Source organism: Bradyrhizobium sp. LB14.3 (assembly GCF_040547985.1).
Classification (GTDB): domain Bacteria; phylum Pseudomonadota; class Alphaproteobacteria; order Rhizobiales; family Xanthobacteraceae; genus Bradyrhizobium.
The window spans coordinates 1-23,439 of record NZ_JBEPQT010000035.1 but is presented as its reverse complement, the minus strand read 5'-3'; the positions used below and the strand labels follow the sequence as shown (position 1 = coordinate 23,439).

General features: G+C 63.6%; 27 protein-coding genes. 11 read left to right on the top strand and 16 right to left on the bottom strand.

The annotated features are described in order from the left end of the window. Position 1 precedes the first annotated feature (1 nt). Both ABIB00_RS34650 and ABIB00_RS34645 read left to right on the top strand, forming a co-directional pair. Positions 2-397 carry a hypothetical protein gene (locus ABIB00_RS34650; protein ID WP_354107465.1) on the top strand — a complete coding sequence of 132 codons (396 nt, stop codon included), beginning with the start codon at positions 2-4 and terminating at the stop codon, positions 395-397. Next, on the top strand, positions 385-1,692 hold the full coding sequence (locus tag ABIB00_RS34645) for a hypothetical protein (RefSeq protein WP_354107464.1): 1,308 nt from the start codon (positions 385-387) through the stop codon (positions 1,690-1,692). Before ABIB00_RS34650 ends, ABIB00_RS34645 begins: the two co-directional genes overlap by 13 nt. Before the next feature lie 3 nt (positions 1,693-1,695). Here ABIB00_RS34645 and ABIB00_RS34640 read toward each other — a convergent pair whose 3' ends face one another. The 3 genes from ABIB00_RS34640 to ABIB00_RS34630 form a co-directional block, all read right to left on the bottom strand. Further along, positions 1,696-3,117, bottom strand: a complete 1,422-nt coding sequence (locus ABIB00_RS34640; RefSeq protein ID WP_354107462.1) for a DUF6056 family protein — start codon at positions 3,115-3,117, stop codon at positions 1,696-1,698. A gap of 473 nt (positions 3,118-3,590) precedes the next feature. Then, positions 3,591-3,764 (bottom strand): hypothetical protein, encoded by a 174-nt coding sequence (locus ABIB00_RS34635; RefSeq protein WP_354107461.1) that lies wholly within the window; start codon positions 3,762-3,764, stop codon positions 3,591-3,593. 205 nt (positions 3,765-3,969) lie between these two features. Then, a complete protein-coding gene (locus ABIB00_RS34630; protein ID WP_354107475.1) occupies positions 3,970-5,223 on the bottom strand; it encodes a hypothetical protein in 1,254 nt (417 codons plus the stop codon). A 118-nt stretch (positions 5,224-5,341) separates the two neighbouring features. Between ABIB00_RS34630 and ABIB00_RS34625 the strand changes: the two genes are divergently transcribed. After that, positions 5,342-5,569 carry a DUF2171 domain-containing protein gene (locus tag ABIB00_RS34625; protein ID WP_247349066.1) on the top strand — a complete coding sequence of 76 codons (228 nt, stop codon included), beginning with the start codon at positions 5,342-5,344 and terminating at the stop codon, positions 5,567-5,569. 126 nt (positions 5,570-5,695) lie between these two features. Here ABIB00_RS34625 and ABIB00_RS34620 read toward each other — a convergent pair whose 3' ends face one another. Then, complete coding sequence (locus ABIB00_RS34620; RefSeq protein ID WP_247349068.1) at positions 5,696-5,914, bottom strand: hypothetical protein; 219 nt, start codon at positions 5,912-5,914, stop codon at positions 5,696-5,698. A gap of 256 nt (positions 5,915-6,170) precedes the next feature. Beyond that, positions 6,171-6,320 carry a hypothetical protein gene (locus ABIB00_RS34615; RefSeq protein WP_354107460.1) on the bottom strand — a complete coding sequence of 50 codons (150 nt, stop codon included), beginning with the start codon at positions 6,318-6,320 and terminating at the stop codon, positions 6,171-6,173. Positions 6,321-6,538: 218 nt separating this feature from the next. Between ABIB00_RS34615 and ABIB00_RS34610 the strand changes: the two genes are divergently transcribed. Beyond that, on the top strand, positions 6,539-6,700 hold the full coding sequence (locus ABIB00_RS34610) for a hypothetical protein (protein WP_354107459.1): 162 nt from the start codon (positions 6,539-6,541) through the stop codon (positions 6,698-6,700). A 100-nt stretch (positions 6,701-6,800) separates the two neighbouring features. Here the strand turns inward: ABIB00_RS34610 and ABIB00_RS34605 are convergent, their stop codons facing one another. The 3 genes from ABIB00_RS34605 to ABIB00_RS34595 form a co-directional block, all read right to left on the bottom strand. Next, entirely contained in the window at positions 6,801-7,598 is a 798-nt protein-coding gene (locus ABIB00_RS34605) for a hypothetical protein (RefSeq protein WP_354107458.1), read from the bottom strand. A gap of 184 nt (positions 7,599-7,782) precedes the next feature. Next, the gene (locus tag ABIB00_RS34600) at positions 7,783-8,031 is read right to left on the bottom strand and encodes a hypothetical protein (protein WP_354107457.1); all 249 of its coding nucleotides are present in this window, start codon (positions 8,029-8,031) and stop codon (positions 7,783-7,785) included. Between the two features lie 97 nt (positions 8,032-8,128). After that, positions 8,129-8,362 carry a hypothetical protein gene (locus tag ABIB00_RS34595; RefSeq protein WP_354107456.1) on the bottom strand — a complete coding sequence of 78 codons (234 nt, stop codon included), beginning with the start codon at positions 8,360-8,362 and terminating at the stop codon, positions 8,129-8,131. 268 nt (positions 8,363-8,630) lie between these two features. Between ABIB00_RS34595 and ABIB00_RS34590 the strand changes: the two genes are divergently transcribed. Beyond that, a complete protein-coding gene (locus tag ABIB00_RS34590; RefSeq protein WP_247349077.1) occupies positions 8,631-8,978 on the top strand; it encodes a DUF6481 family protein in 348 nt (115 codons plus the stop codon). 137 nt (positions 8,979-9,115) lie between these two features. Here ABIB00_RS34590 and ABIB00_RS34585 read toward each other — a convergent pair whose 3' ends face one another. Further along, the gene (locus ABIB00_RS34585) at positions 9,116-9,352 is read right to left on the bottom strand and encodes a pentapeptide MXKDX repeat protein (RefSeq protein ID WP_354107455.1); all 237 of its coding nucleotides are present in this window, start codon (positions 9,350-9,352) and stop codon (positions 9,116-9,118) included. Between the two features lie 320 nt (positions 9,353-9,672). On the opposite strand from ABIB00_RS34585, the gene ABIB00_RS34580 reads away from it, so the two are divergent. The 3 genes from ABIB00_RS34580 to ABIB00_RS34570 are packed head-to-tail and all read left to right on the top strand — an operon-like array spanning position 9,673 to position 12,601. Then, positions 9,673-10,695 (top strand): TRAP transporter substrate-binding protein, encoded by a 1,023-nt coding sequence (locus ABIB00_RS34580; protein WP_354107454.1) that lies wholly within the window; start codon positions 9,673-9,675, stop codon positions 10,693-10,695. Beyond that, positions 10,692-11,246: a TRAP transporter small permease gene (locus ABIB00_RS34575; protein ID WP_354107453.1), complete on the top strand. Its 555-nt coding sequence runs from the start codon at positions 10,692-10,694 to the stop codon at positions 11,244-11,246. Before ABIB00_RS34580 ends, ABIB00_RS34575 begins: the two co-directional genes overlap by 4 nt. Next, positions 11,243-12,601, top strand: a complete 1,359-nt coding sequence (locus tag ABIB00_RS34570) for a TRAP transporter large permease (RefSeq protein ID WP_247349081.1) — start codon at positions 11,243-11,245, stop codon at positions 12,599-12,601. Before ABIB00_RS34575 ends, ABIB00_RS34570 begins: the two co-directional genes overlap by 4 nt. 98 nt (positions 12,602-12,699) lie before the next feature. On the opposite strand, the gene ABIB00_RS34565 is transcribed toward ABIB00_RS34570, so the two are convergent. The 4 genes from ABIB00_RS34565 to ABIB00_RS34550 are packed head-to-tail and all read right to left on the bottom strand — an operon-like array spanning position 12,700 to position 18,389. Then, on the bottom strand, positions 12,700-13,611 hold the full coding sequence (locus ABIB00_RS34565) for a hydroxymethylglutaryl-CoA lyase (protein ID WP_354107452.1): 912 nt from the start codon (positions 13,609-13,611) through the stop codon (positions 12,700-12,702). A gap of 1 nt (position 13,612) precedes the next feature. Beyond that, a complete protein-coding gene (locus tag ABIB00_RS34560) occupies positions 13,613-15,628 on the bottom strand; it encodes an acetyl/propionyl/methylcrotonyl-CoA carboxylase subunit alpha (protein ID WP_354107451.1) in 2,016 nt (671 codons plus the stop codon). Positions 15,629-15,632: 4 nt separating this feature from the next. Continuing rightward, the gene (locus ABIB00_RS34555) at positions 15,633-17,237 is read right to left on the bottom strand and encodes a carboxyl transferase domain-containing protein (RefSeq protein WP_354107450.1); all 1,605 of its coding nucleotides are present in this window, start codon (positions 17,235-17,237) and stop codon (positions 15,633-15,635) included. A gap of 24 nt (positions 17,238-17,261) precedes the next feature. Then, positions 17,262-18,389 (bottom strand): isovaleryl-CoA dehydrogenase, encoded by a 1,128-nt coding sequence (locus ABIB00_RS34550; RefSeq protein ID WP_276001465.1) that lies wholly within the window; start codon positions 18,387-18,389, stop codon positions 17,262-17,264. 157 nt (positions 18,390-18,546) lie between these two features. Between ABIB00_RS34550 and ABIB00_RS34545 the strand changes: the two genes are divergently transcribed. Continuing rightward, a complete protein-coding gene (locus ABIB00_RS34545; RefSeq protein ID WP_354107449.1) occupies positions 18,547-19,575 on the top strand; it encodes an AraC family transcriptional regulator in 1,029 nt (342 codons plus the stop codon). Between the two features lie 304 nt (positions 19,576-19,879). Here the strand turns inward: ABIB00_RS34545 and ABIB00_RS34540 are convergent, their stop codons facing one another. Together ABIB00_RS34540 and ABIB00_RS34535 are read right to left on the bottom strand one after the other, a co-directional pair. Further along, on the bottom strand, positions 19,880-20,365 hold the full coding sequence (locus ABIB00_RS34540) for an Lrp/AsnC family transcriptional regulator (RefSeq protein WP_354107448.1): 486 nt from the start codon (positions 20,363-20,365) through the stop codon (positions 19,880-19,882). A 234-nt stretch (positions 20,366-20,599) separates the two neighbouring features. After that, entirely contained in the window at positions 20,600-20,905 is a 306-nt protein-coding gene (locus ABIB00_RS34535; protein ID WP_354107447.1) for an ETC complex I subunit, read from the bottom strand. A gap of 260 nt (positions 20,906-21,165) precedes the next feature. Here ABIB00_RS34535 and ABIB00_RS34530 point away from each other — a divergent pair, with 260 nt between their 5' ends. After that, a complete protein-coding gene (locus ABIB00_RS34530) occupies positions 21,166-22,341 on the top strand; it encodes an OpgC domain-containing protein (protein WP_354107446.1) in 1,176 nt (391 codons plus the stop codon). 41 nt (positions 22,342-22,382) lie between these two features. Here ABIB00_RS34530 and ABIB00_RS34525 read toward each other — a convergent pair whose 3' ends face one another. After that, positions 22,383-22,577, bottom strand: coding sequence for a hypothetical protein (locus ABIB00_RS34525; protein ID WP_354107445.1), 195 nt, complete (start codon positions 22,575-22,577; stop codon positions 22,383-22,385). 309 nt (positions 22,578-22,886) lie between these two features. Between ABIB00_RS34525 and ABIB00_RS34520 the strand changes: the two genes are divergently transcribed. Continuing rightward, positions 22,887-23,045, top strand: a complete 159-nt coding sequence (locus tag ABIB00_RS34520) for a hypothetical protein (RefSeq protein WP_354107444.1) — start codon at positions 22,887-22,889, stop codon at positions 23,043-23,045. The last annotated feature ends 394 nt before the right edge of the window (positions 23,046-23,439 follow it).

Genomic DNA, 23,439 nt, shown 5'->3' with positions numbered 1-23,439 from the left:
GATGAGTGCCAACGGAATCCTGCCGACCATCCAGCAGAACCTCAGCGTGCAGATCGCCTCGCCGCAGGGAACGAGCGTCCTGGTCAGTGGTGCGTCAATCATCGCGATCGGCGCCAACGCCGCGCGCCGCGGCATCATCTTCATCGACGGCAGCGCCGTGGACACGCTCTACGTCGTGCCAGCGAACCAGGCCGCCATCGTCGGGCGCGGCATTCCGATCCTGTCACAGGGACAGCAGCCCTTTATCGGCGACGGCAAGCTGATCAACTTCAACGCCGGCTGGAACGTGATTTCCTCCGGCCAACACCCCGCTGGAAATTCTCGAACTGCTCTGACCTCACGCCGGCTCTCGCGCGACGACTTCGCATTTTTGGAGTCGTCTGAATGTCGAAATTGAAATCGCTGCTGGTCGCAGCCCTGCTTGCGCTGGCAATCCCGTCCGCCGCCCAGGCACAGGGCTGCGGATCACCGAACCCGAACTGCATCGTGCCGACGGCACCGCCCGGCACCAGCACCAACCAGGCCGCGTCGACGGCGTTCGTGCAAGGTGCGGTCACGACCGCGGCGCCCGGTGGCAGTGTTGGCCAGCAGCAGTACAAGGCCGGGGCGGCCACGTTCGGCGGTTTCACCCAGAGCGGCGACGTCACGGTCAACACGTCGACCGGCGTCGCCACGATCCAGCCGAACGCCGTCACCACCAGCAAGATTCTTAACGGCAACGTCACCAACACCAAGCTGGCGCCCGGCGCGGCGAACACGCTCAAGGGGTCGCTCGACGGCATCACGACCAGCGATCTCGCAATTGCCTCCTGCTCGGCGCTCTACAATTTACTCAGTGGGTGTCAGGCACTGGCTGGCAGTGCGGCATCAATCCGGTGCTGCCATCACGCGCGATCGCCGCGACGCTCAATCCGTCGGCGTTCACCTCGATCACCACGCTCGGCTATTCGGATGTGCGACACGTTCACCAGCACGTCTCACTTCTTCGCCCTGTGCGACGTCAACTGGCATACCGCGTGCTTCGGCACAGTCCTCCGCAATCTTCAGCTTGCCGCTCGAACCTCCGTCGCATCGAGCAGCGCCTATATGGTCTATTCCAACAACACACAGGACTCCGGCGGCATAGACAACGTTTACATTTACGCCGGCACCCGAGGCTGTGTGCATTTCGAAAAAGGCTATGGCGGCGCGAGCCGCGCCTCTATCGATAAGCTAAGCTGCACGGCGCTATCGACATTGCCAATGGTTTGGATGGGGAACACGACGGGCTCCGGGGTCAACTTCGGCAGCACCATTCTGGCGCTTCGTGACATCGTTCTCGGTGGCCCATCGAGCGGCGGCACATACCAAACCGGCCCCGGATTTCTTCTCAATGGCGGCTTCCCAAGGATCGAGAATAGCCGCTGCGAGAACATGGCCGTTTGTATCGAGATCAATACGCCATCCGGTACGGGCAATGGCGACCTGATCACCATCACCAATGCAAACAATGCATCCACCGGAGCACCAGCTCCTGCTTGCACTTCGGTGGTTCAGATCGACAACGGCAACAACCCGTTGAACGCTCTCATGAGCCAGATACCCATAGGCGGCTGCACCAACACAATTAGCAATCTCCAAGGCGGGACCAACAATACCACCGTCAATGTTCTCAAGGCTCTCACTTGTCCCAACGCAGGTGTCTGCTCGTAGGGTTTAACGGGCGCGAACGACGACGGCTCTCTTCCCGTAAAAAGCGGCAATGCAATCGTTTGGCATGCGGCTCGGGTCAGCGGTGAGATCAGCAGACATCAGGACGAGGGGCTTGACGGAGCGCTCGGGGACGACGACGGATTTTTCTGCTGTTGTCCGGAGCAGCGTGTGCCGCTCCATGGTCTCCTGTTGGAACGTCGCGAATTGCGAGCTCTCCGCGTTGACGGCGACCAGTGCGCGACCTCGGAAGAGAAGCGTGGAAGCCGCGGCGCAGGCTAGCAACGCGATAACCTGGACGGTGCCGTTCCGCTTGCCAGGCGCTGCGCCTCGGGGGAGAAGCCGGGCAGATGTCGCAACGACGCAGCCGAGCCCGACCAGGAGAAGGACAATCACCTCGTTGCGCCCGCGCGTCGCCAGATCCTCGCCGGTGGCGAAATATGCGACAAAGTAAGCAGCATAGGCGCAACCGAGGATCAGGACGATGAGCCCCGCGGCAAGTAGCAGTGTTGGTTTCGTCGGCGCGCGGCGCGCAGGCACGACGAGGAGCGAGAAGATAACAAGGAACAGGACCCACGCCCGCGCCGCGGCTTCGTCGTATAGCCACCACAGATCAAGCCAGAGGTAATAGGCCGCCATCATGAAGGACTCGGCGAGCTTTTGACCGGCTGGATAGGCTTCCATCCGCAGCGCGTTACCGGGCGAGAGCAGCAGGATTGCAAGGCCGGCCACAGTGGCGGCCACCATCGCAAGGTGGCTTCTGGCCTGTGGGGTGGGATGATGGCAGGCTTTTCGAAACAGCAGTGACGCCGTGATGAAGGCGATGAGCCACAGCGGCGTGAACTCGTTGCAGAGGGCGCCAAGAAAGCAGAGCAGGCTGAGCAGGGCAATCGCGGCCGGCGATAGCAGGGTTTCGTTCGCTGCCGATCTCAACATCTCGACGAGGACGATCGTGACGATGACTGCGGGGACCATATACGGAGCGCTGCCGGAGACCCAATAGAACATCTCCCGCAGGCTTATGGCGAGGACCGCGATCGTTGCCGCAAGCGTCGTCCCGACAAGGACCCTCTCCGGGACGGCAATGCCAGGCCACAGGCGCCCGATCGCAAGCGTGATAGACGCGATAAAAGTAACGATGCCGGCGATCAGGATCGAAGGATACATGACGAAGTAGTCGAGGTTGAATGCCTTTGCGAGCATCGCCGGAACGGTGATGAGGGCGAGCGGAACAAGCCGTCCCATCAATGTCCGATAGTAGATTTCGAGCGTGCCGATCAGGCCGTCGGCGTTGAAGTGGTTTGCCAGGCAGAAGTCATCCGTTTCCGGTGCCCCGTAGAGTGCGATGGTGGCCAGGCAAAACAGGATGACGATAGGCGCCACGGCAGCCAGGAATGGCAGCAGGCGCAGCGCGCGGTCCTTGAACATGTGTTTCCCCGGGCGCCATGCATCGATCTGATGGATGTGTCGTCGGCCGGGTTTCTATCACCACAACCACTACGCGTTCAATCAGGCAGCCGCCCGCCTGGGCGGCTTTTTGCTGTCTGGGGGTAGAGCCCCAGTCCATTCCCGCCATCGGAGCCAGCCATGGGCGGCGATGGCCGGCGGCGCCACGAACCTCCTCGCCTTCACGCCGGGAGGGCAGAACGATGCGTGAAAGTGGGGCACACGCGCAAAAAACCGCTTCGAATTCTATGGAGGGCCCATGTGACCCACTTCCTCGTAACTCATTGATTTCCAGTTTTCTGGAGCCCCTGCCGGGATCGCCAGTCTCCAAGACCCGGGACATCGGCGACAGCGCCCGCCAAGCAGCGCAATGCGGCGCAGCTGCCGATCCATCGTCCTTCACGAATGCGTGGGAATCGTCGCCCCGAACTTTCAACCGGCCAGATCAGCCCTATCTACGCGCCGGGCGAATTGAGCTCGATAAGGACTCCGATGCCGCTATCCGAGTGGACGAGAATGGCGATCGCATCTGCGGTGGCTGTAATCGCAATGTCGTATTTGGCAATCGACGCAGGCGTCGTGAGCTCCAGCGGTATCACAAAACGAATCGAGACGGCGCGGGCATCCATTGCGGGCACGGCGGTGAGTCAGTATCAGCTCGCCTTCGCCGTCCAGGCATGGGCGGGTCGCGGCCACCAGAAACCGGCCTTGGAAGCATGCTTGGCGACCGATTGATTCAGGCGCGGCAATAAATCGGCCGACCGGTCGGTCATTTTATCCAGAGTAACAAACTCAGCCGTACCTGACACCCTTCTTTCACTCATCTTCAAGCCGTCATTGACTCGACGCCCACCACGCGGCGATAGCCACGCTAAGCTCATCCCACAGCTCCGTCGGCAAATCGGGCACCGCCACCCGCACGCTGTACTCACCCGTGGTCGCGTTGTGAAACCACTCCGTCGCGGCGAAATCAAAACCGAAGCTGCCGGCGTGGCGGATCGGAAATCCCTTCCCGCTCAGGTCCCGGCTCATGTCTTCGGCGGCTTGCTGCGCGCTGGCCTGGTCGAGCGGACGCTGGCCGCGCAGCGTGACATAGAGGCCGTGGGTGAAGTGGAGCTCCGCTGAAAGCTGCGCCAATTCGGAGGCAAAGTATCGGCGCATGCGTCGGCCGTTGCGCAGCATCGCGGCGATGCGTTGTCTTGTCAGCCTCCAATAAGCGGCGGTGCCCACATAGGGCGGAAAGTGCGCCGGGAGCGCCGCGCCGCCGAGCAGGCGCACGGCCTCGCTCGTTTCCCGCGCCAGGCGCTCGCAGAGCGACGCGTTCGCGCCCTCGCCTGGTGTGACGAAAACCGCAGAACCGAGCCGGCCATATTCCGCCCCGAGCGAATCCAGCTTGGTATGGCTTCGCACCATCACGACGGGGATTCCGTATCGCCGGGCCCAACCGAGCACACGCCGGATGCGGCCCGATCCGCCGGCAAAACATGTCGTATCGAAAACCAGCAGATCGAGCGCGGATGGATCAACGCGAAGCGCCGCTTCGAACGCGCCGGCCGGGACGCATGAATCCAGCAGCAGAATCCGCCGCGAGCCCGCCCGCGCCAACGCATCGCCGAGCGGCAGCTTCAAGCTGACAAGCCGCAAATGCGGAACGAAGCGTTCGATCAACTCGATCGTCTCGCCGTAGCAGCCCGGCATCACCAGAATGTCGGCCTTGCCAATGACCCGCGTCGAGGCCAGCAGTAGAGCCGAGATCGCGGCCATGCCCGAGGCAGTGTAGATCGCCTGTTCGGTGCGGCCGCATTGATAAAATGACGGGCCGCGTACTTTCAGGTCGGCGCGCTGGTAGTCGTAGCTGAACGTGAATGGGCCGCTGGTGGGAGGCGCCGCGTGCGACCAGGCCGTCTCCGTGGCCTTCCACTGATGCAACTCGTGCTCTGCCCGCAACGCCGCCGTGACCCGGAATTTGGACTTGATGACGTCGTCGACAGATCGCGGACATGCGAGATGCACTGGATGACTCAGGCAATCGTTCAACAGCCTGATCTCCCTGTGCTTCCGTTCCAGATAGGCCTCAATGCTCTCCATGCGGACCCGAAAAGTGCAACTGCCGTTCAACGTTTCGGAGGCGCGCTGGGTCCTACCACGACTGCCGCTTTGCAACGAAGACCGGTCTTCGCTGTTAATGCTGCATAAGGAGAACAACATGAGCGAAATCAGAGAGCACATGAAAATCATCGGCAAGGACGGCGCCCATGTCGGCACCGTCGATCGCGTCGAGGGCAACCGCATCAAGCTGACGCGGAAGGACAGCCCGGAGGGTCACAAGGACCATCATCATTACATCGACACGAAATATGTCGGTGCCGTTGAAGGCGATGTCGTCAAGCTTTCGGTGAATGCCGACGCGGTGCCGAAGTCGGAAGCGGCCTGACACAATGAACCCCTTCGGGGGCTTCTTGTTTGTTCACGGTCTCGCTCTGCTTCGTTCTCCGAAACGAATCGCGATCAGGAAATCGCCTTCGGAACGAGTCTTAACGCCGCGTTTCGTCGGCTCGCCTCAGGCGTCGAACGTCACGAGCACGGGCCGCAACCGGTAGGCATCGATCGCGGCGTTTGACAGTAGCAATCTTCGCCGTTCTCCGCGGAGCATCATGCGGTCGATCCTGTTCAGGATGAACTGGGCCGCCTCCCTGTGCTCACCGGTGAGCAGGCCGGAGTGGTCGAGATATTTCCAGGCAATCTCGAAGGACTGTGCGCGTAATTCGGGGTCGGTCATGGCCGCTCAACGTCGGCGGGGAACGGACGTTCCTACGGCAAATCGCAATCGGCTCCCTCCCGGCCGCCCTTCATGATCCCGAGAGGATGGAATTGAGGGACGCGGAACGAACCTGCGATCAGCGTGTTGAATAGTGTGTTGAATATTGAATGGTGCCGATCTGCCAGCCCCGATCGGCCCTGGAGAGCCCCGTGCTTGTCCCCCCGAGCGCGGGGTTTTTCGTATGCACACGGGCTTTTCTCGTGAGAGCGTCCGCTCAGGCCGCCCCATCCTCGCGCCGGTCGCGGGCGAGTTGATGCCAGGCCAGGGCCAGCTCGATGAGGCGCTGCCGGTCGGGGCCGTCGGCTGCCACGGCGCGCTTCATCGCCGCCTCGGCTTCGTGCTGTGGATCGTACGTGGTACACATGGGGCTCAGACTAGCCGGACGATCTGGACAAACGCATGGCAATTTCGTCCGGATGATTGCGGGGTTACCACCCACCCCAGGGATATGCCGCGCGAAGCCGAGAGGCCGCTCCACACAGACCGAACTGTGAAGTACGTCACAGCCTGCGCCCGGCGTCTCCGCTAAACAGCCTTCATCGCTCCCAGGAGAGCGAGAAGGCATGGGAGGTGTTTCCCGTCATGACACAAGAAGCCGCAGCCGAAGTTGCCGTCCCGACGCAGCGCGAAAGATCCGACCCGCTCGGCATCGCATATCTTGCGACCATCGGCATCGTGATGCTGGCCTGGATCGCAGGTCTGGTCTGGGCCGCGATCGCGTTCTTCAACTGGCTGGTATCCTGACCCGGGGGAGGATCAGTCTCTCTCAATTCTCGGCCAACGCCAAAACGAAAAAGAGGCGGGCTTTTTGCCCGCCTCTTCGTTTCAGGTCTCGCTTGGGGTCTCAGTAACAGGCGCGGGGATCGGCCTGCACATACTGGCCGCTCGGATAGCGGTAATAGCAGTTGCCCTGGGCCAGATAGTAGCCGGGACGCGAGGCAGCCGTGGCGCCGGCGATCGCGCCGGTGGCGCCGCCAATCACGGCGCCTGCGGCCGCACCCGAGGCGTTGCCCGAGATCAGGCCGCCCAGCACGCCGCCGACGATGGCGCCGCCAAGCGCACTTGCGCCGGGATCGGCCGGTGGCGGAGGCGGTTCATAGGCGACGGGCGGCGGGGCATAGGCTACCGGCACGTCGTCGTAATAGTCCTCCGAAATGTAGCCCGGCGGGCCGGCCATCCGCTGCGGATAATAGTACCAGACGCCGCCGACATCCCACCACCAGCCGGAGCGGCCGTTATGGACTTCATGGCGCCAGCGTCCGCCATCCCAGGCGACATTGCCGCGATAGGCGTGTCCGCCCCAATCGCGCGCCGGTGCGGGACCCCTGGCGTAATTGCGTCCGGGCGGCGGACCGCCGGCATTGCGCGGGCCAGGACCTGGAAGGCCTGGACCTGCATGACCAGAACCAGGACCAGGACCGCCAGCGTGAGGCTGGCCACCAGGCTGTGGCCCGGGCCGTGCCGCCTGCTGCGGCGGCGGACCCTTGCGCGAGTTCTGCGGCGGCGCACCGGCGCCCGGCCCGGCCGATGGCTGGGCGGAGTCTCTTGGCGGCCGGGCGTCTTGAGCCTGCGCCGAGACGGCGAGCAACGACATGGCCGAAACCAAGGGAATGATGATCTTCATGCGGCTGGACGCACTCATGCGTGCTTGACCCCCTACTCTCTCGATTGCCGTTAACGGCCGTGGTGCCTGGCGCGATAGACGATTCGCCTCGCGCTGAGCTGATGCCGGCTGACATAACTGACCTGCTTCGGTCGGCTAAGTCCCGTTACAAATGATTAAGATCACGGCATTTTTCGTTCGCGCGGGTTGCGCTGGAGTGCTTCTAACGCGCCGGCTCGATCACATTGCAGTTGCTTCGCCCGGACATCAGGCAATCCTGCATCTTGCTGGCGGAGGTGAGATCGCGGGCAAGCCACCAGCCGATTCCGAGGATCACAATCGCGATGATCAAGCCGGCGACGGCGCCGCGGCGGCTGTCACCGGATTGAGGCTTGGGCCGGGTTTTGGGCTTCCCACCCGGTTCGGGCTGGAGTTCAGGCTTAAGTTCGGGCTTGGGCTCGGGGCTGGACATGGCTACCTGGTCGCTCGGGCACGCGGGCTTTATCAGCTCTGCGACGGGGCGTCACATCCCGCCTCCGGCTCGGTCTTCTCAGTTCAGCCTCGCCGGTTCAGCCCCGGGTCGGCCGGATCGCATCCTTGCGCGAGGTTTCGACCGCCGGGATCGCGTGCTGGACCCGCGCGCAGGTCGTGAGCACAAACGCGGTCTGGGTGCATTCCCAATCCGCGCCTAGAACAGCACTTTCGATCGGCTGCGGACGGCCGAGGAGTAGCGTTGCACCGACCAGGGCTGCCACCGTCACGGCAATCGCGAGCGCCTTCAGGCTCAGTCGGAAGATCCTCATACCCGTGCTCCGTCGCGTATCGGGCGGACGCTAGGCGTCGCTCCGCGTGGCCCCCTATGAGGGACATCACAATTCGGCAGTTTTTCCGGGCTACGAGGCATCGTCGGGGGGTGGCGATATTTCGTCTGCCTGATCGGCTGCAATTTATGGGTGGCGTCGCGACGCGTGGCGATGTAAACGCTTCTGCGTCGCGTGGCGCCTGCTATGCCCAGCCGACGTACCAACCGAAGTGATGTAGGATCGGAAGCGAGGAAGACAAGGCTCGTCGATGAGTGGATTCAGGGAACCAGGCTTCTCCGACCGGCAAAAGGCCGCGCAGGAAGCACGCAAAAATCTTTTGAACAAATTCAAGTCGCAGCCAGGGATCGACGATCCCGCGGTCGCGGCGAAGCGTGCCGAGCGCGAGGCCCTCGCGGCCAAGCGGGCCGAGGCGAAGGCTGCGCGCGAGGCGGAGAAGGCCGAGCAGAAGCGTCACGAGGAAGAAGCCTCGGTGCTCGAAGCCGCGCGGATCGCCCGCGAAGCCGAAGAAGCCGTCGCGAAGGCGGCTGAAGCCGAGGCCGAGCAAAAGGCCAGGCGCGACGCTCGCTACGCCGCCCGCAAGGCCAAGCGCAAGTAACGTTCGCAGGCCACGTTTCGCAAAGTCACGTTCATTTGAATTTGAGCTGAAGTATAATCCGGGGCGGTCCACGTGACCGCCCCGGAGTTTTTGGGCGCGCGTTTGCCTTTCCGCAAACGCCCGATGACGACCGAAGATCAGTTTTTCTTCATCCCGTCGTCTTTTTTCATCCCGTCCTTCGACATCGTATCCTTCTTCATTCCGTCCTTGGACATGGTGTCCTTCTTCATGCCGTCCTTGGACATCGTGTCCTTCTTCATCATACCGTCATCCTTGCCCATCTTGTCTTGAGCAAAGGCGGCCGGCGACATCGCGAGGCCGAGCGAGAGAACGGCCGCCGAGACGCCGAGCGCGATGCGGGTACGAATGGTCATGACTGGTCTTCCCTTCGAGATGATGTTTGTCAGCGACGGACGCCGCTATCTGATCTCGACGGATTGCCACGGGGCGTTGTTACGCGGACGCTGATAAATTTCTGCGCGCCCGTCGCCGCCCTTCGTTCGGCGTACACACGAGGATTGAAAGTGTGCAACGCAACATACCCGGCACTTGCCGCGGCATTGGGTCTCGAACTATCAGATGAGAGAACATTGCCTGAAAGACCGGCTAGGATGGGCCTCAGCGCAGTCTCAAAGACCAACTGAAAATCACAGCAAACAAGAACCATCAAGAAACAGTTCAAGGGGATAACACCATGCTCACGCGCCGCCACCTGATCGCGACCGCCGTCGCCGCACCCGCCATTCTCCGTTTCGGCACCGGTACCGCGCATGCCGCGACTACGCTGAAGATCTCGCATCAATTCCCGGGCGGCACAGTCGACAAGGGCGATTTCCGCGACCGCCTCTGCCGCATGTTCGCCGCCGAAGTCGCCAAGCGCAGCAATGGCGACATCGCTGCTGAAATCTATCCGAACTCCTCGCTGATCAAGACCAACGCGCAGTTCTCCGCGATGCGCAAGGGCGCGCTCGACATCAGCCTCTATCCGATGCCCTACGCCGGCGGCGAATTGCCGGAGACCAATATCGGCCTGATGCCGGGCCTCGTCACCACCTACGACCAGGGCATGCGCTGGAAGAAGGAGCCAGTCGGCAAGGCGCTGACCGACTTCCTCGCCGACAAGGGCATCATCCTGCTCAGCTGGGTCTGGCAGGCCGGCGGCGTTGCCAGCCGCTCCAGGCCGATCGTGTCGCCTGAGGACGCCAAGGGCCTGAAGGTGCGCGGCGGCTCACGCGAGATGGACATGGTGCTGCAGACCGCCGGCGCCTCGGTGCTGTCGGTGCCTTCGAACGAAATTTACGCGGCGATGCAGACCGGCGCCTGCGATGCCGGCATCACCTCATCCACCAGCCTGATCTCGTTCCGCCTCGAAGAGGTCGCGAAGTCGCTGACCTCGGGCGCAGGCGCGTCCTACTGGTTCATGCTTGAGCCGCTGATGATGTCGAAGGCGATCTTCGACAAGCTGCCGAAGAACCAGCAGGACGTCCTGCTCGCGGTCGGCACCGAGCTCGAAGCCTTCGGCCGCAAGGGCGCGCAGGACGACGACGTCGAGGTCGCCAAGGTCTACGAGAAGGCCGGCGCCAAGGTCTCGGTGCTCGATGCCGCGACCGTCGGCAAGTGGCGCGACATCGCCCGCGATACCGCCTGGAAGGACTACGGCGCCAAGACCGCGACCGCTGCCAACCTGCTCAAGCTCGCTACCGACGTCGCGGCATGAGCCACGGTCCGCTTCCGGATCGTGACGACCAGGCAAACGCTGCCGCAAGGACCGGCCTTGCGGCGGCGATCGATCGCGGTCTCGCCGTCCTCAACAACATCATCGTCGTGTTCGCCGCGGTCGCACTGATCGCGGCCTGCGCCATCCTGAGCTACAGCGTGCTCAGCCGCGCTCTGTTCAAGGCCGCCAATTACTGGCAGGACGAGGCTGCGGTGTTCCTGCTGGTCGGCGCCACCTTCATGACGGCCGCCTATGTGCAGCAGAACCGCGGTCACATCGGCATCGAGGCCTTCGTCGGCCTGCTCTCACCGCTGGCGAACAGGATCAGGCTCTGGCTGGTCGATGCCGTGACGTTCCTGTTCTGCGCCTTCTTCGCCTGGAAGTCCTGGACGCTGGCGCATGAAGCCTATGTCGACGGCCAGGTCTCGAACTCGATGTGGTCGCCGCCGCTGGCCATCCCCTATACGCTGATGGCGTTCGGCATGAGTCTGCTCTGCGTCCAGATCATCGTGCAGCTTGCGCTGCCCTTCGCAGGAGCCAGGCGTCCATGAGCGTTTTCGGTATCGGCCTCGCCTACGGCATTGCGACGCTTGTCGTGATGTTCTCGGGCATGCCCATTGCGTTCGCGCTCGGCGCAGTCGCGGTCGTGTTCATGGGCATCTACATGCCCGCCGCCTCTCTCGATACGGTGACGCAGAACGTCTACGAGGAAATGGCCTCGATCACGCTGCTGTCGATCCCGCTCTTCATCCTGAAGGGCGCCGCGATCGGCAAGTCGCGCGCCGGCCAGGATCTCTACTCGGCCCTACACGCCTGGCTGCACCGCGTGCCCGGCGGCCTCGGCGTCGCCAACGTGTTCGCCTGCGCCCTGTTCGCGGCGATGGCGGGCTCCTCGCCCGCGACCTGCTCGGCGATCGGCTCGGCCGGCATCCCCGAGATGCGCAAGCGCGGCTATTCCGGCGGTTTTGCCGCGGGCATCATCGCCGCCGGCGGCACGCTCGGCATCCTGCTGCCGCCTTCGATCACCATGATCCTGTTTGCAGTCGCCGCCGAAAAATCGCTGGGACGGCTGTTCCTCGCCGGCATCGGGCCCGGCCTGCTGCTGGTCTCGCTGTTCGGCACCTACGCCGTGATCCGCTTCCGCCAGGAATATGCCGCGGCTGAAGCGATCTACAAGAACGGCGGACCGGAGGCCGCGATCCTCGCCCGCGACGAGTACACGCTCGCCGAACGTTTCAGCGTGCTGCCGCGCGTGATTCCCTTCGTGCTGCTCCTCACCGGCGTCATGATCGCGCTCTATGGCGGCTATGCCACGCCGTCAGAGACCGCCGGCCTCGGCGGCCTCCTGGCACTGGCGCTGATCGCGGCGATCTACAGTGTGTGGCGGCCGAGCGACCTTGCGCCCATCCTGAAGTCGACGATCCGGGAATCGACCATGCTGATGATGATCATCGGCATGTCGCTGCTTTATTCCTACGTGATGAGTTATCTGCACATCTCGCAATCGGCTGCCGAATCCGTCGTCGCGATGCACCTGCCGCGCTGGGGCCTCCTGTTCGCGATCCTCGTCATGGTCGTCGTGCTCGGCTTCTTCCTGCCGCCGGTCTCGATCATCCTGATGACCGCGCCGATCATCCTGCCGCCGCTCCGCGCCGCAAATTTCGATATCATCTGGTTCGGCGTGGTCATGACCATCGTGATGGAGATGGGGCTGATCCATCCACCGGTCGGCCTCAACATCTTCGTCATCCGCAACGTCGCGCCCGACATCCCGCTCCGCGAGGTGATCTGGGGCACCCTGCCCTTCGTGCTGCTGATGATGCTTGCAGTGCTGCTGTTGTGCTTCGTGCCGGGGATCTCGACCGCACTGCCGGATCTGGTGATGGGGCCGGACGGGAGCAGGTGACGCTCTCTCCCCCCGTCATTGCGAGTGGAGCGAAGCAATCCAGAATCGCGCCGGGGAAAGACTCTGGATTGCTTCGCTCCGCTCGCAATGACGGAGAACTAGCAAGCGACGCGCCTCTTCTTCGCGTTCAGCGCGGACGCCACGCGGCTCACGGGCGGCTTGCCCAGCACGCCGCTCATCGCGTTCGTGGCCGCCAGCAGCTTGTCCATGTCCACGCCAGTCCTGATCCCCATGCCTTCGAGCATGTAGACGACATCCTCAGTCGCGACGTTACCGGTCGCGCCCGGCGCGTAGGGACAGCCGCCGAGGCCGCCGGCGGCGGCGTCGATGACGCGGACGCCCTGCTCCAGGCCGGCGTAGAGATTGGCGAGCGCCTGGCCGTAGGTGTCGTGGAAATGCATCGCCAGCTTGTCGGCAGGAATGTTGGCGCCGACCGCGCGCAACATCTCCCTGGCCTTATCAGGCGTGCCGACCCCGATGGTGTCGCCGAGCGAGATTTCGTAGCAACCGAGCGCCCACAGCGCGTTGGCGAGATCGGCGACAGCCTTCGGCTTGATCTCGCCGTCGAACGGACAGCCCAGCACGCAGGAAATATAGCCGCGCACCTTCACACCATCAGTCTTGGCGCGCGCCAGCACCGGCTTGAACCGCTCGATCGATTCCGCGACCGTGCAGTTGATGTTGGCCCGCGAAAAGCCCTCGGAGGCCGCCGCGAACACCGAGATAACTTTCGCGCCGGCCGCGCGCGCGGCGTCATAGCCCTTCTCGTTCGGCACCAGCACGTGGAATTCGGCACCCAGCAAATGGCTCACGCCGCGCAGCACGGCATCCGAGCTTGCCATCTGCGGGATCGCCTTGGGCGAGACGAAGGCACCGATTTCGACCGTGGTCAGCCCGGCCGCGACCAACGCCTCGATGAAGGCGATGCGCGCCTCGACGCTGACCGCGGTCTTCTCGTTCTGGAGGCCGTCGCGCGGCCCCATTTCGATGATGCGGACCTGGTCGCTCATGTCACTCTTCCAAAGGCTCGACCACGGCCAGCTCGACGCCTTCCTGGACGATATCGCCGACCTTGCATTTGACGGACTTCAGCACGCCGGCATAGGGCGCCCGCAGCGTCTGCTCCATCTTCATCACTTCCAGCGTCAGGATCGGTGCGCCCTTCTCGAGCTTGGCACCCACCTCCGCCAGCACGGCGACGACCGTGCCCGGCAATGGCGCCGCGATCTTGTCCGCGCCGGCCTGCTCCTCGGTCTCGCCGCCGAACGGATCGACCAAATGCAGGTCGAAGCGGCCATTGCGCGTGCGCAAATACAGCTCGTGGCCGTCGATCACGGCCGCGACCGACGTTTTGACGCCGTCAAGCGTCAGGTCGAAGCCGCCGTCCCGGGGCGCGATCGCAAACGCCAGCTCGCGTCCGCCGATCACCAGCGTCGATGGTCCGCTGCCATAATTCAGCGTGATCTTCTGCTCGGGCCCATGACTGACACCATGACCGGCGCGAAACGCAAAGTTGCGCTGGCGGCGGCCGACCGGCATCCAGCCAAAGGTCTGCCACGGCGAATTTGCGTCGCCTTGCGCAGCCTGCCGCTCGTCGTTGATCACAGCGGCGACGGCGGCGCAGAGCTCGAGCTCTCCGGGTGCCGGCGAGGCTTGCGTCAGAACCGCCAGCTCGCGTTCGATGAAGCCGGTGTCGATCGCATTCGCCCGCACCTTCGGATGCGTTATCAGGGCCGAGAGGAACGGGATGTTGGTGACGATGCCGCGGACGTCGGACTCTTCCAGACCGCGGTTCAGCCGCTCGATCGCGACATCCCGCGTCGGCGCCCAGGCGATCATTTTTACCAGCATGGCATCGTAATACGGCGACACCGTATCGCCCTCGCGATAGCCGGCGTCGATGCGCAAGCCGCCGGTCTCGGCGGGCATCCGCCATGTCGAGAGCTTTCCGACCGACGGCATGAAATTCTTGGTCGGGTTTTCCGCGTAGACGCGTGCCTCGACCGCATGGCCGTTGAAGCGGATCTCGTCCTGCTTCAAGGGGAGCGCCTCGCCGAAGGCGACCCGCAGCTGCCATTCGACCAGATCGATCCCGGTGATCAGCTCGGTCACGGGATGCTCGACCTGGAGACGGGTGTTCATCTCGATGAAGAACACGTCCTTGCCGTCGGAGACGAACTCGATGGTGCCGGCGCCGACATAGTTGACGGCCCCCGCCGCCTTTCGCGCGGCGGCACAGACTGTCTCGCGCTGGGCGGCGTTGAGCGTCGGCGACGGCGCCTCCTCGATCACCTTCTGGTGCCGGCGCTGCAACGTGCATTCGCGCTCGAACAGCGACAGCAGATTGCCGTGGCTGTCGCCGATCACCTGCACCTCGATGTGCCGCGGGTTATCGACATATTTCTCGATCAGCATGCGATCGTCGCCGAACGCGGCTTTCGCTTCCCGCTTGGCGCTGACGATCGCAGGCGCGAACTCGTCCGCCGAGCGCACGATGCGCATGCCGCGGCCGCCGCCGCCGGCGGAGGCTTTCACCAGGATGGGAAAACCGACCTTGTCCGCGGCCTTCGCCAGCGTTGCATCGTCCTGCGCCTCGCCGTGATAGCCGGGCACCAGCGGCACGCCGGCCTTCTCCATCAGCGCCTTGGAGCCGGATTTCGAGCCCATCGCCGTCATCATCCCGGCAGTCGGGCCGACGAAGACCAGGCCCGCATCGAAGCAAGCCCGCGCGAACTCGGCATTCTCCGACAGGAAGCCGTAGCCGGGATGTATCGCCTCCGCGCCGGTCTTCCGCGCGGCCTCGATCAGCCGCTCGACATTGAGATAGCTGTCGCGGGCACGTGCGGGCCCGAGCAGCACGGCCTCGTCCGCGGGCGCGACATGCATCGCGCCCCGGTCGGCCTCGGAATAGACGGCGACCGTGCGCAGGCCCATAGCGCGCGCGGTACGGATGACGCGGCAGGCGATCTCGCCGCGGTTGGCGATCAGGAGCGTGCGAAAACGGCGGTAGAGCTTTGAGCGGTCCATCGCATTACATCCTGAACAGGCCGAATTTCGTCGGTTCGATCGGCGCGTTCGACGCCGCCGAGAGGCCAAGGCCGAGCACGAGGCGCGTGTCGGCCGGATCAATCACGCCGTCGTCCCAGAGCCGCGCGGTCGCATAATATGGATGCCCCTGGCTCTCGTATTGCGCGCGGATCGGGTTGCGGAATGTCTCTTCGTCTTCTTTGGACCAACTATCGCCCTTGGCCTCGATATTGTCGCGGCGGACCTGGCTCAGCACCATCGAGGCCTGCTCGCCGCCCATCACCGAGATGCGCGCGTTCGGCCACATCCACAGGAAGCGCGGGCTATAGGCGCGGCCGCACATGCCGTAATTGCCGGCGCCGTAGGAGCCGCCGATCACGACGGTGAATTTCGGCACCGACGCGGTCGCGACCGCGGTCACGAGTTTCGCACCATCACGCGCGATACCGCCAGCCTCGTATTTCTTGCCGACCATGAAGCCGGTGATGTTCTGCAGGAACACCAGGGGAATGCCGCGCTGGCAGCACAGCTCGATGAAATGCGCGCCCTTCAGCGAACTTTCACTGAAGAGAATGCCGTTATTGGCGATGATGCCCACCGGAAAACCCCAGATGTGGGCAAAGCCGCACACCAGCGTCGTGCCATAGAGCTTCTTGAACTCGTCGAACTCGGAACCATCGACGACGCGCGCGATGATGTCGCGCACGTCGAAGGGCTTGCGTCCGTCGACGGGCACCACGCCGTAGATCTCCTCCGCCGCAAACAGCGGATCGCGCGGCGGATGCATGTTAAGGTTCGGCCGCACGGATGGCTTGAACGTGTCGACGATGCGGCGGGCAATGCCGATCGCGTGCGCATCGTTCTGGGCGTAATGATCGGTCACCCCGGACTGCCGCGAATGCACGTCGGCGCCGCCGAGCTCCTCGGCGCTCACGACTTCGCCGGTCGCGGCCTTCACCAGCGGCGGCCCGCCTAGGAAGATGGTGCCTTGATTGCGCACGATGATGCTCTCGTCCGACATCGCCGGCACATAAGCGCCGCCGGCGGTGCAGGAGCCCATCACGATCGCGATCTGCGGGATGCCTTGCGAGGACATCTGCGCCTGGTTGTAGAAGATGCGGCCGAAATGCCGCTCGTCCGGAAAGATCTCGTCCTGCAGCGGCAGGAAGGCACCGCCGGAATCGACCATGTAGACGCAGGGAAGATTATTCTGCCGCGCCACGTCCTGCGCGCGCAGATGCTTCTTCACTGTCATGGGGTAATAAGTGCCGCCCTTGATAGTTGCGTCGTTGGCGACGATCACGCATTCGCGGCCCGAGATGCGCCCCACCCCCGTCACGACGCTCGCGGAATGCACGTCGCCGCCATAGAGGCCATAGGCCGCAAGCGGCGATAGCTCCATGAACGCGGTGCCGGGATCGACCAAGAGGTCGACGCGCTCGCGCGCCAGCATCTTGCCGCGCGACGTGTGGCGGTTGCGCGAGACCTCGCCGCCGCCGCCGGCGACCTGGCTCAGCTTTTCGCGCAAGTCGGCGACGAGGGTGCGCATGGCCTCGGAATTGCGCGCAAAGTCCGAAGAAGACGTATCGATGTTGGAATGGAGCGGCATGTTGATTCCAATTTCGTGAAGGTTTTAAGCCGTCTCGGCCATCAGTTCTCGACCGATCAGCATGCGGCGCACTTCCGAGGTGCCCGCGCCGATCTCGTAGAGCTTGGCGTCGCGCCACAGACGGCCGACCGGAAATTCGCTGGTGTAGCCGACGCCGCCCAGCGCCTGGATCGCCTCGCCCGCCATCCACGTCGCCTTTTCGGCCGAATAGAGGATTGCGGCAGCGGAATCCTTGCGCAGGGTGCGCGCATGATCGGTGCGGTCGCAGGCGCGACCGACGGCGTAGACATAGGCGCGCGTGGCCTGCCAGGTCGAATACATGTCGGCGAGCTTGCCCTGCATCAGCTGGAAGTCGCCGATCGGCTGCCCGAACTGCTTGCGCTCATGCATGTAGGGCACCACTGCGTCCATGCAGGCTGCCATGATGCCGAGCGGGCCACCGGAGAGCACCGCGCGCTCGTAGTCGAGGCCGGACATCAGAACCTTGACACCTCCACCGACCTCACCCAGCACATTCTCTGCCGGCACCTCGCACTCGTCGAAGAACAGCGGATAGGTGTTGGAGCCGCGCATGCCCAGCTTGTCGAGATGCGGGCCGTGGGTGAAACCCTTGAAGCCCTTCTCGATGAGGAACGCGGTCATGCCGCGCGGGCCGGCCTCCGGATCGGTCTTGGCATACACCACCAGCACGTCGGCATCGCCGCCATTGGTAATCCACATTTTTGAGCCGTTGAGCACGTAACGGTCGCCGCGCTTGTCGGCGCGCAGCTTCATCGAGACGACGTCGGAGCCGGCGCCGGGCTCGGACATCGCGAGTGCGCCGACGTACTCACCGGAGATCAGCTTCGGCAGGTAGCGCTGCCGCTGCGCGTCGGTGCCATTGCGGCGGATCTGGTTGACGCAAAGGTTGGAATGGGCGCCGTAGGACAGCCCCACGGCAGCCGAGCCGCGCGAAATCTCCTCCATGGCGACGATATGGGCGAGATAGCCCATGTTGGAGCCGCCATATTGCTCCGGCGCGGTCATGCCGAGCAGGCCGAGGTCGCCGAGGCGCTTCCAGAGGTCCGCGGGGAACAGATTGGCTTTCTCGATGTCGGCGGCGCGCGGGGCGATCTCCGCCTCCACGAAAGCGCGCAGCGTGTCGCGCAGCATGCCGATGTCTTCGCCCAGATCGAAATCGATGCTCGGGATGTACAAGGCGATTCCTCCGTGTTTTGGGGACCGAACCTAGCGGCATCAGGGCCCTTCTGCGGTCGAAAAGGTTGCATTTTCCGCCAAACTTGGCGAGGATTTTCCCGAAGGATTTCCGATGCCCTTTCAAGTCGCAACCGCGATCCCGCGCCGCGCCGTGACCCCTGCCGCCTTCGTCCGCGGCGTCGTTGCCGCTTACGAACGCTACGGCCGTGATCCGACCGAGGCGCTGAGCCGGGGTCAGGTAGCGCCAGACCTGGTCAATTCTCCGGGTGGCCGGGTCACAGCCGGCCAATTCGAGGCCATGGCGGGCCATGCGATGCGCGAGCTCGATGACGAGGCGCTCGGCTGGTTCTCGCGGCGCCTGCCCTTCGGCACCTATGGCATGCTCTGCCGCGCTTCGATCACGGCCCCGACGCTGGAGGTCGCGCTCAAGCGCTGGTGCCGGCATCATCGCCTCCTCACCGAGGACGTGCTGCTCGATCTCGCGGTCGGCGAGGAAACCGCGGTCGTCTCCATCCGCGAACTGCGCGACCTCGGACCGTTGCGCGAATTCTGCCTGGTCACCCTGCTCCGCTATGTCCTGGGTTTCTCCTGCTGGGCGGTCGATTCCAGAATTGCGCTCCGCGCCGCGGAATTCCCTTACTCGGAGCCGGGCCATGTCTCGGTCTATCCGACCATCTTTTGCCGGACCATCCGCTTCGATGCGGACCACGCCTGCATCATCTTCGACAAGCATTATCTCTCGCTGCCGCTCACGCGCAGCGCCAGTGATCTCGACAACATGCTCAAGGGTGCGCTGCGGCTGACCGTGCTGCCCTATCGGCGCGACCGGCTGCTGGTCGAGCGCGTCCGCCGCGTGCTTCGCAATGCGCGCGGACGCAGTCTCGGCGCCGAGGATGTTGCGAGAGAACTCGCGCTCTCCACCCGCACCATGCATCGGCGCCTGCGCGAGGAGGCAACCTCGCTGCGCGATCTCAAGGAAGAGGCAAAGTTAGAGCTCGCCAAGCAAGAGCTGATGCGCGGGCGCACCCCGATCAAGCGGATCGCGGAGATCGCCGGCTTCCGCAACGAAAAGAGCTTTTCCCGCGCCTTCCGCACGTGGACCGGCGCGTCCCCACGCGAGTTTCGCGGCCGGTACCGGTGAGACGCGGGCGTTATGGTTCGAGACGCGCCGCGAGGCGGCGCTCCTCACCAGGTTCTGACATTTCGCCGCCAAACAAGGCCTCATCCCGAGGAGCCCGCCCAAAGCGGGCGTCTCGAAGGATGCGCCACGAGGTATTTATTCGCCACGCTTCAGTGCGCAGAACCGCGGACTGTCATGCTGTTGCGGTCCCCGGGATAAAACCCGGCGGCCGCAACGTTTCGAACCGGTCTCGATCAGTTCGAGTTGGTCTGCCCGCCCAACGGAGCTTGGTGCGCGACTGCGTTTGCTTCGGCGACGCTGCCGCCTATCCTGCCGCCGCGATCCCCTGCAGCGGCAACGGCACGTCCTTCGCGACGCCCAGCACGGGGAAGCTGCGGACGTTCTTCACGTTGGGCATCGCGGCGAAATGCAGCAGCTGCTGGCGCATGCTCTCGACGCTCGGCGCCACGCATTTGAGAAGATAGTCGGTGTCGCCCGAAATCCGCCAGCACTGCTGGATGCGCGGGATCGCTGCTATCGAGCTCTCGAACGCCGCCAGCACCGGCTGCGCCTGGCTACCGAGCTGGATCGAGACGAACGACGCCACCTCGTAGCCGAGCAGCCGCTCGTCGATGACGGCGCGCACCGCCCGGATCACGCCGCGGCTGAACAGCGATTTCAGCCGCCGCAGGCAATTCGGCGCGGACACGCCGACGCGCAGCGCCAGCTCGTTGTTGCGAACCCGCCCGTCCTGCTGCAACTCGGCTAGTATCTTCAAGTCGACGCCGTCGAGCTGATCACGCCCCGCCATACCCCACCTCGCCATGAGCCCATCATGCACGTCAGCGAAGCACGCGGCGAAATTGGTGCCAAGAGGCCGCACGGTGGGAAGAATCCGCGTCGTGGCCGGGCACAGCTGTCCGAAGGACGCCGTCGCTTCCGCTCGCCTATGCCCCGGGCATCCAAGCTTTTGCGCGGGTGCTAAAACGTGGATGCCCGGGACAAGCCCGGGCACGACGAGAGTCTTGGGCGCGTCGACCGCCCCTCAATGCGTCCAGGGCTCGCCGCGGCGGAACGAGAAATTGTCGGAATAAGCAACCGGCCGGCGCACCGACTCCTTGGGCTCGATCACCTGGTATGCGACGCCCTTGCGCTCACAATAGGCCACGGCCTCTTCCTTGCTGTGGAAGTGCAGCGTGATCTGCTGCTTCATGTCGCCGGACGAGGTCCAGCCCATCAACGGCTCGACCGCGCGCGGCTGCTCGGGCTCGTAGTCGAGCTGCCATTCCATGGTCTTCGACCGGCCGGATTGCATCGCGTTCTTGGCGGGCTTGAAAATGCGTGCGGTCATGGATGGTCCGGGCCTCTTGTTCGTCTTTTCGTTCGATTTCGATGCGTCACGGTAGCAGTTGGTGGAAACCGCGGGCATAGTATAGAGACGCCTTTTGGGAACTGAATCGGTGATTCCGGCCCCCGGGGTGGCTCGCCGACGGGTATAGTCATTATGCTGCACCGTGACAATTGCGTACCCGCGTTCCGCGCCGGGATCCCGCCCGGCGCTACTGCCTCGCTGACATCAGCCTGTCTGTCCCCTCCGAAAGCTCCCGTCGCATGGCCTTCCTGAACATCAACGCCACGCTCCCCGAAAAGGGCCGTGACCTCAGGCTCGACCTGTTTCGCGGCATCGCGAACTGGGCGATCTTTCTCGACCATATCCCCGACAATGTGGTGAACTGGATCACCACCCGCAATTACGGCTTTTCCGACGCCGCCGACCTGTTCGTCTTCATCTCCGGCTACACCGCCTCCTTCGTCTATGCCCGGATGATGCTCGAGCGTGGCTTCCTCGTCGGCGCCACGAGGCTGACCAAGCGGGTCTGGCAGCTCTACGTCGCCCACATCATCCTGTTCGTGATCTACATCGCCTCGATCAGCTATCTGGCGCTGCGCTTCGGCGATTCCGAGATGATCAACGAGTTCAACGTCGCCGGTCTCGTCGACAACGCCACCGAGACGCTGCGCCAGGGCCTGTTCCTGCGCTTCAAGCCGCTCAATCTCGACGTGCTGCCACTCTACATCGTGCTGATGGGCCTGTTTCCGCCGGTGCTCTGGTTCATGCTGCGCAAGCCGGACCTGACGATGGTGCTGTCCATCGCGCTGTGGCTGACCGCGCGCCATTTCGGCTTGAACTTGAACGCCTATCCGGCCGGCCAGTGGTACTTCAACCCCTATTGCTGGCAGGTGCTGTTCGTGTTCGGCGCCTGGTGCGCCATGGGCGGCGCGCGGCGCTCGATGACGCTGATCAACGCGCCGATCACGTTGTGGCTGTGTCTTGGTTACATGCTGTTCGCGCTGGTCATGACCATGGCCGGCCGCTTCCCGACCCTCGCCGGCATGTTCCCGGAATGGCTGTTCTCGGCGTTCAACCCGAACGACAAGACCAACCTCGCGCCCTACCGCTTCATCCACTTCGTCGTGATCGTGATCCTGGTGATCCGCTTCGTGCCGAAGGACTGGCCGGGCCTGGAATGGAAAGGGTTCGATCCGATCATCGTCTGCGGCCAGCAATCGCTCGCCGTGTTCTGCGTCGGCGTGTTCCTGTCCTTCGTCGGCCATTTCGAGCTGTCGATGAGCTCGGGCTCGCTGTTCGCGCAGATCTTCGTCAGCGTCGCCGGCATCGCGATCATGACGACGGTGGCCTATTACATCTCGTGGTCGAAGAAGCAGGACAAGCCGCTGAAGCCGCCGCCGCCCAAGCCGGCAGCCGCAGCGGCAAAGGCTACCTGAAGGGGCGGCAGCGATACCGCGCCGGTCAGCAGCAATGCCGTTCAGGCCGCCGCTTCGCTGTCGAACTCGGTGAATCTCTTGTAGATCCAGTCGCGGCCGTCATGGCGGCGCCAGACCCTGCCGTAAACGAACTGCCCGTTGATCGAGCGGCGCGGCACAAGCACGGTCCAGAGGTGCCAGATCTCCGTCCAGCTCGCCTGCGGACCGACGGTTCGGAGGTTGCGATCGAAAGACATGATGCAGAACTCACAGGATACGAGCGCCGCGACGAACTGTGATCTCGTGTGAACACGAATTTCGGGCAGTCCGTCGCGCGCCGGGACCGATCTGATAACGATCGCCAAGCCCGCTGCAACAACCGCTCGCCCTTAACCTAACCGATCAACCTTACTTCTCGGGACGGAGCAGCAAGACAGGTTGAAAGCCGGCGCCAATTTTTCTAGAATGAACGAACGATTTGAGAATGAGCGCGCCGTTTTGAGAGCGCGCAGTGATTTTAAGCCGACATAAATTTTGAGAAACATAGATGGGCTGGGGCGACCACGATGAATTTGCAATGTGCATGCCTGCGCCTGGCGCTGCAATCGACGCTGCTTCCGCTGTTCGCGAAGACGCCGGAGCAAGAGCCGCGGAAGGCTGCCAACGACAATCAATTGGTCTGGCCGTTCCTGCCGTTTCCGCTCGGCTGGTACGCCACGAACTGAACCTTCGAAAAGCGCAACGCCGCGCAAGCGGAATATCATCGCTTGGCGGCGTCCGTTAGGCATTGGGCGCTGAAATCCCCCAACACTCGTATGTCTATCGCGACGCTCAAAGGTTCGACGAAATCTTGCGAATTTCTGCGCGGCCACTTCGCCCCAATGCCTTGAAAAATCGCGCAGAAGTCGCCTTGCGCAGAGAATGAGCGCCAAGGGTTTGGAGGGAGCTCAAAAGCCTCCGCAAGCGCAGGGCGTCAGCGCCCGCCGCATTAGCCTATTTTGCTTTGTCGCCGTTGCCGAGCTTGTCTAGGGTCTGTTGGGATTCATCTGGAGTTTATCGCGGCCGCGGCCAGATAGATCATTGAAGTGAAGCTCTGGTCGGTCTTGTCGGCGCGCATTG

What these genes read in the sequence shown, in the direction of transcription:
- ABIB00_RS34650 (WP_354107465.1), top strand. Translation starts at nt 2, where the DNA reads ATGAGTGCCAACGGAATCCTGCCGACCATCCAGCAGAACCTCAGCGTG.
- ABIB00_RS34645 (WP_354107464.1), top strand. Translation starts at nt 385, where the DNA reads ATGTCGAAATTGAAATCGCTGCTGGTCGCAGCCCTGCTTGCGCTGGCA.
- ABIB00_RS34640 (WP_354107462.1), bottom strand. Translation starts at nt 3,117, where the DNA reads ATGTTCAAGGACCGCGCGCTGCGCCTGCTGCCATTCCTGGCTGCCGTG.
- ABIB00_RS34635 (WP_354107461.1), bottom strand. Translation starts at nt 3,764, where the DNA reads ATGGATGCCCGCGCCGTCTCGATTCGTTTTGTGATACCGCTGGAGCTC.
- ABIB00_RS34630 (WP_354107475.1), bottom strand. Translation starts at nt 5,223, where the DNA reads ATGGAGAGCATTGAGGCCTATCTGGAACGGAAGCACAGGGAGATCAGG.
- ABIB00_RS34625 (WP_247349066.1), top strand. Translation starts at nt 5,342, where the DNA reads ATGAGCGAAATCAGAGAGCACATGAAAATCATCGGCAAGGACGGCGCC.
- ABIB00_RS34620 (WP_247349068.1), bottom strand. Translation starts at nt 5,914, where the DNA reads ATGACCGACCCCGAATTACGCGCACAGTCCTTCGAGATTGCCTGGAAA.
- ABIB00_RS34615 (WP_354107460.1), bottom strand. Translation starts at nt 6,320, where the DNA reads ATGTGTACCACGTACGATCCACAGCACGAAGCCGAGGCGGCGATGAAG.
- ABIB00_RS34610 (WP_354107459.1), top strand. Translation starts at nt 6,539, where the DNA reads ATGACACAAGAAGCCGCAGCCGAAGTTGCCGTCCCGACGCAGCGCGAA.
- ABIB00_RS34605 (WP_354107458.1), bottom strand. Translation starts at nt 7,598, where the DNA reads ATGAGTGCGTCCAGCCGCATGAAGATCATCATTCCCTTGGTTTCGGCC.
- ABIB00_RS34600 (WP_354107457.1), bottom strand. Translation starts at nt 8,031, where the DNA reads ATGTCCAGCCCCGAGCCCAAGCCCGAACTTAAGCCTGAACTCCAGCCC.
- ABIB00_RS34595 (WP_354107456.1), bottom strand. Translation starts at nt 8,362, where the DNA reads ATGAGGATCTTCCGACTGAGCCTGAAGGCGCTCGCGATTGCCGTGACG.
- ABIB00_RS34590 (WP_247349077.1), top strand. Translation starts at nt 8,631, where the DNA reads ATGAGTGGATTCAGGGAACCAGGCTTCTCCGACCGGCAAAAGGCCGCG.
- ABIB00_RS34585 (WP_354107455.1), bottom strand. Translation starts at nt 9,352, where the DNA reads ATGACCATTCGTACCCGCATCGCGCTCGGCGTCTCGGCGGCCGTTCTC.
- ABIB00_RS34580 (WP_354107454.1), top strand. Translation starts at nt 9,673, where the DNA reads ATGCTCACGCGCCGCCACCTGATCGCGACCGCCGTCGCCGCACCCGCC.
- ABIB00_RS34575 (WP_354107453.1), top strand. Translation starts at nt 10,692, where the DNA reads ATGAGCCACGGTCCGCTTCCGGATCGTGACGACCAGGCAAACGCTGCC.
- ABIB00_RS34570 (WP_247349081.1), top strand. Translation starts at nt 11,243, where the DNA reads ATGAGCGTTTTCGGTATCGGCCTCGCCTACGGCATTGCGACGCTTGTC.
- ABIB00_RS34565 (WP_354107452.1), bottom strand. Translation starts at nt 13,611, where the DNA reads ATGAGCGACCAGGTCCGCATCATCGAAATGGGGCCGCGCGACGGCCTC.
- ABIB00_RS34560 (WP_354107451.1), bottom strand. Translation starts at nt 15,628, where the DNA reads ATGGACCGCTCAAAGCTCTACCGCCGTTTTCGCACGCTCCTGATCGCC.
- ABIB00_RS34555 (WP_354107450.1), bottom strand. Translation starts at nt 17,237, where the DNA reads ATGCCGCTCCATTCCAACATCGATACGTCTTCTTCGGACTTTGCGCGC.
- ABIB00_RS34550 (WP_276001465.1), bottom strand. Translation starts at nt 18,389, where the DNA reads ATGCTGCGCGACACGCTGCGCGCTTTCGTGGAGGCGGAGATCGCCCCG.
- ABIB00_RS34545 (WP_354107449.1), top strand. Translation starts at nt 18,547, where the DNA reads ATGCCCTTTCAAGTCGCAACCGCGATCCCGCGCCGCGCCGTGACCCCT.
- ABIB00_RS34540 (WP_354107448.1), bottom strand. Translation starts at nt 20,365, where the DNA reads ATGGCGGGGCGTGATCAGCTCGACGGCGTCGACTTGAAGATACTAGCC.
- ABIB00_RS34535 (WP_354107447.1), bottom strand. Translation starts at nt 20,905, where the DNA reads ATGACCGCACGCATTTTCAAGCCCGCCAAGAACGCGATGCAATCCGGC.
- ABIB00_RS34530 (WP_354107446.1), top strand. Translation starts at nt 21,166, where the DNA reads ATGGCCTTCCTGAACATCAACGCCACGCTCCCCGAAAAGGGCCGTGAC.
- ABIB00_RS34525 (WP_354107445.1), bottom strand. Translation starts at nt 22,577, where the DNA reads ATGTCTTTCGATCGCAACCTCCGAACCGTCGGTCCGCAGGCGAGCTGG.
- ABIB00_RS34520 (WP_354107444.1), top strand. Translation starts at nt 22,887, where the DNA reads ATGAATTTGCAATGTGCATGCCTGCGCCTGGCGCTGCAATCGACGCTG.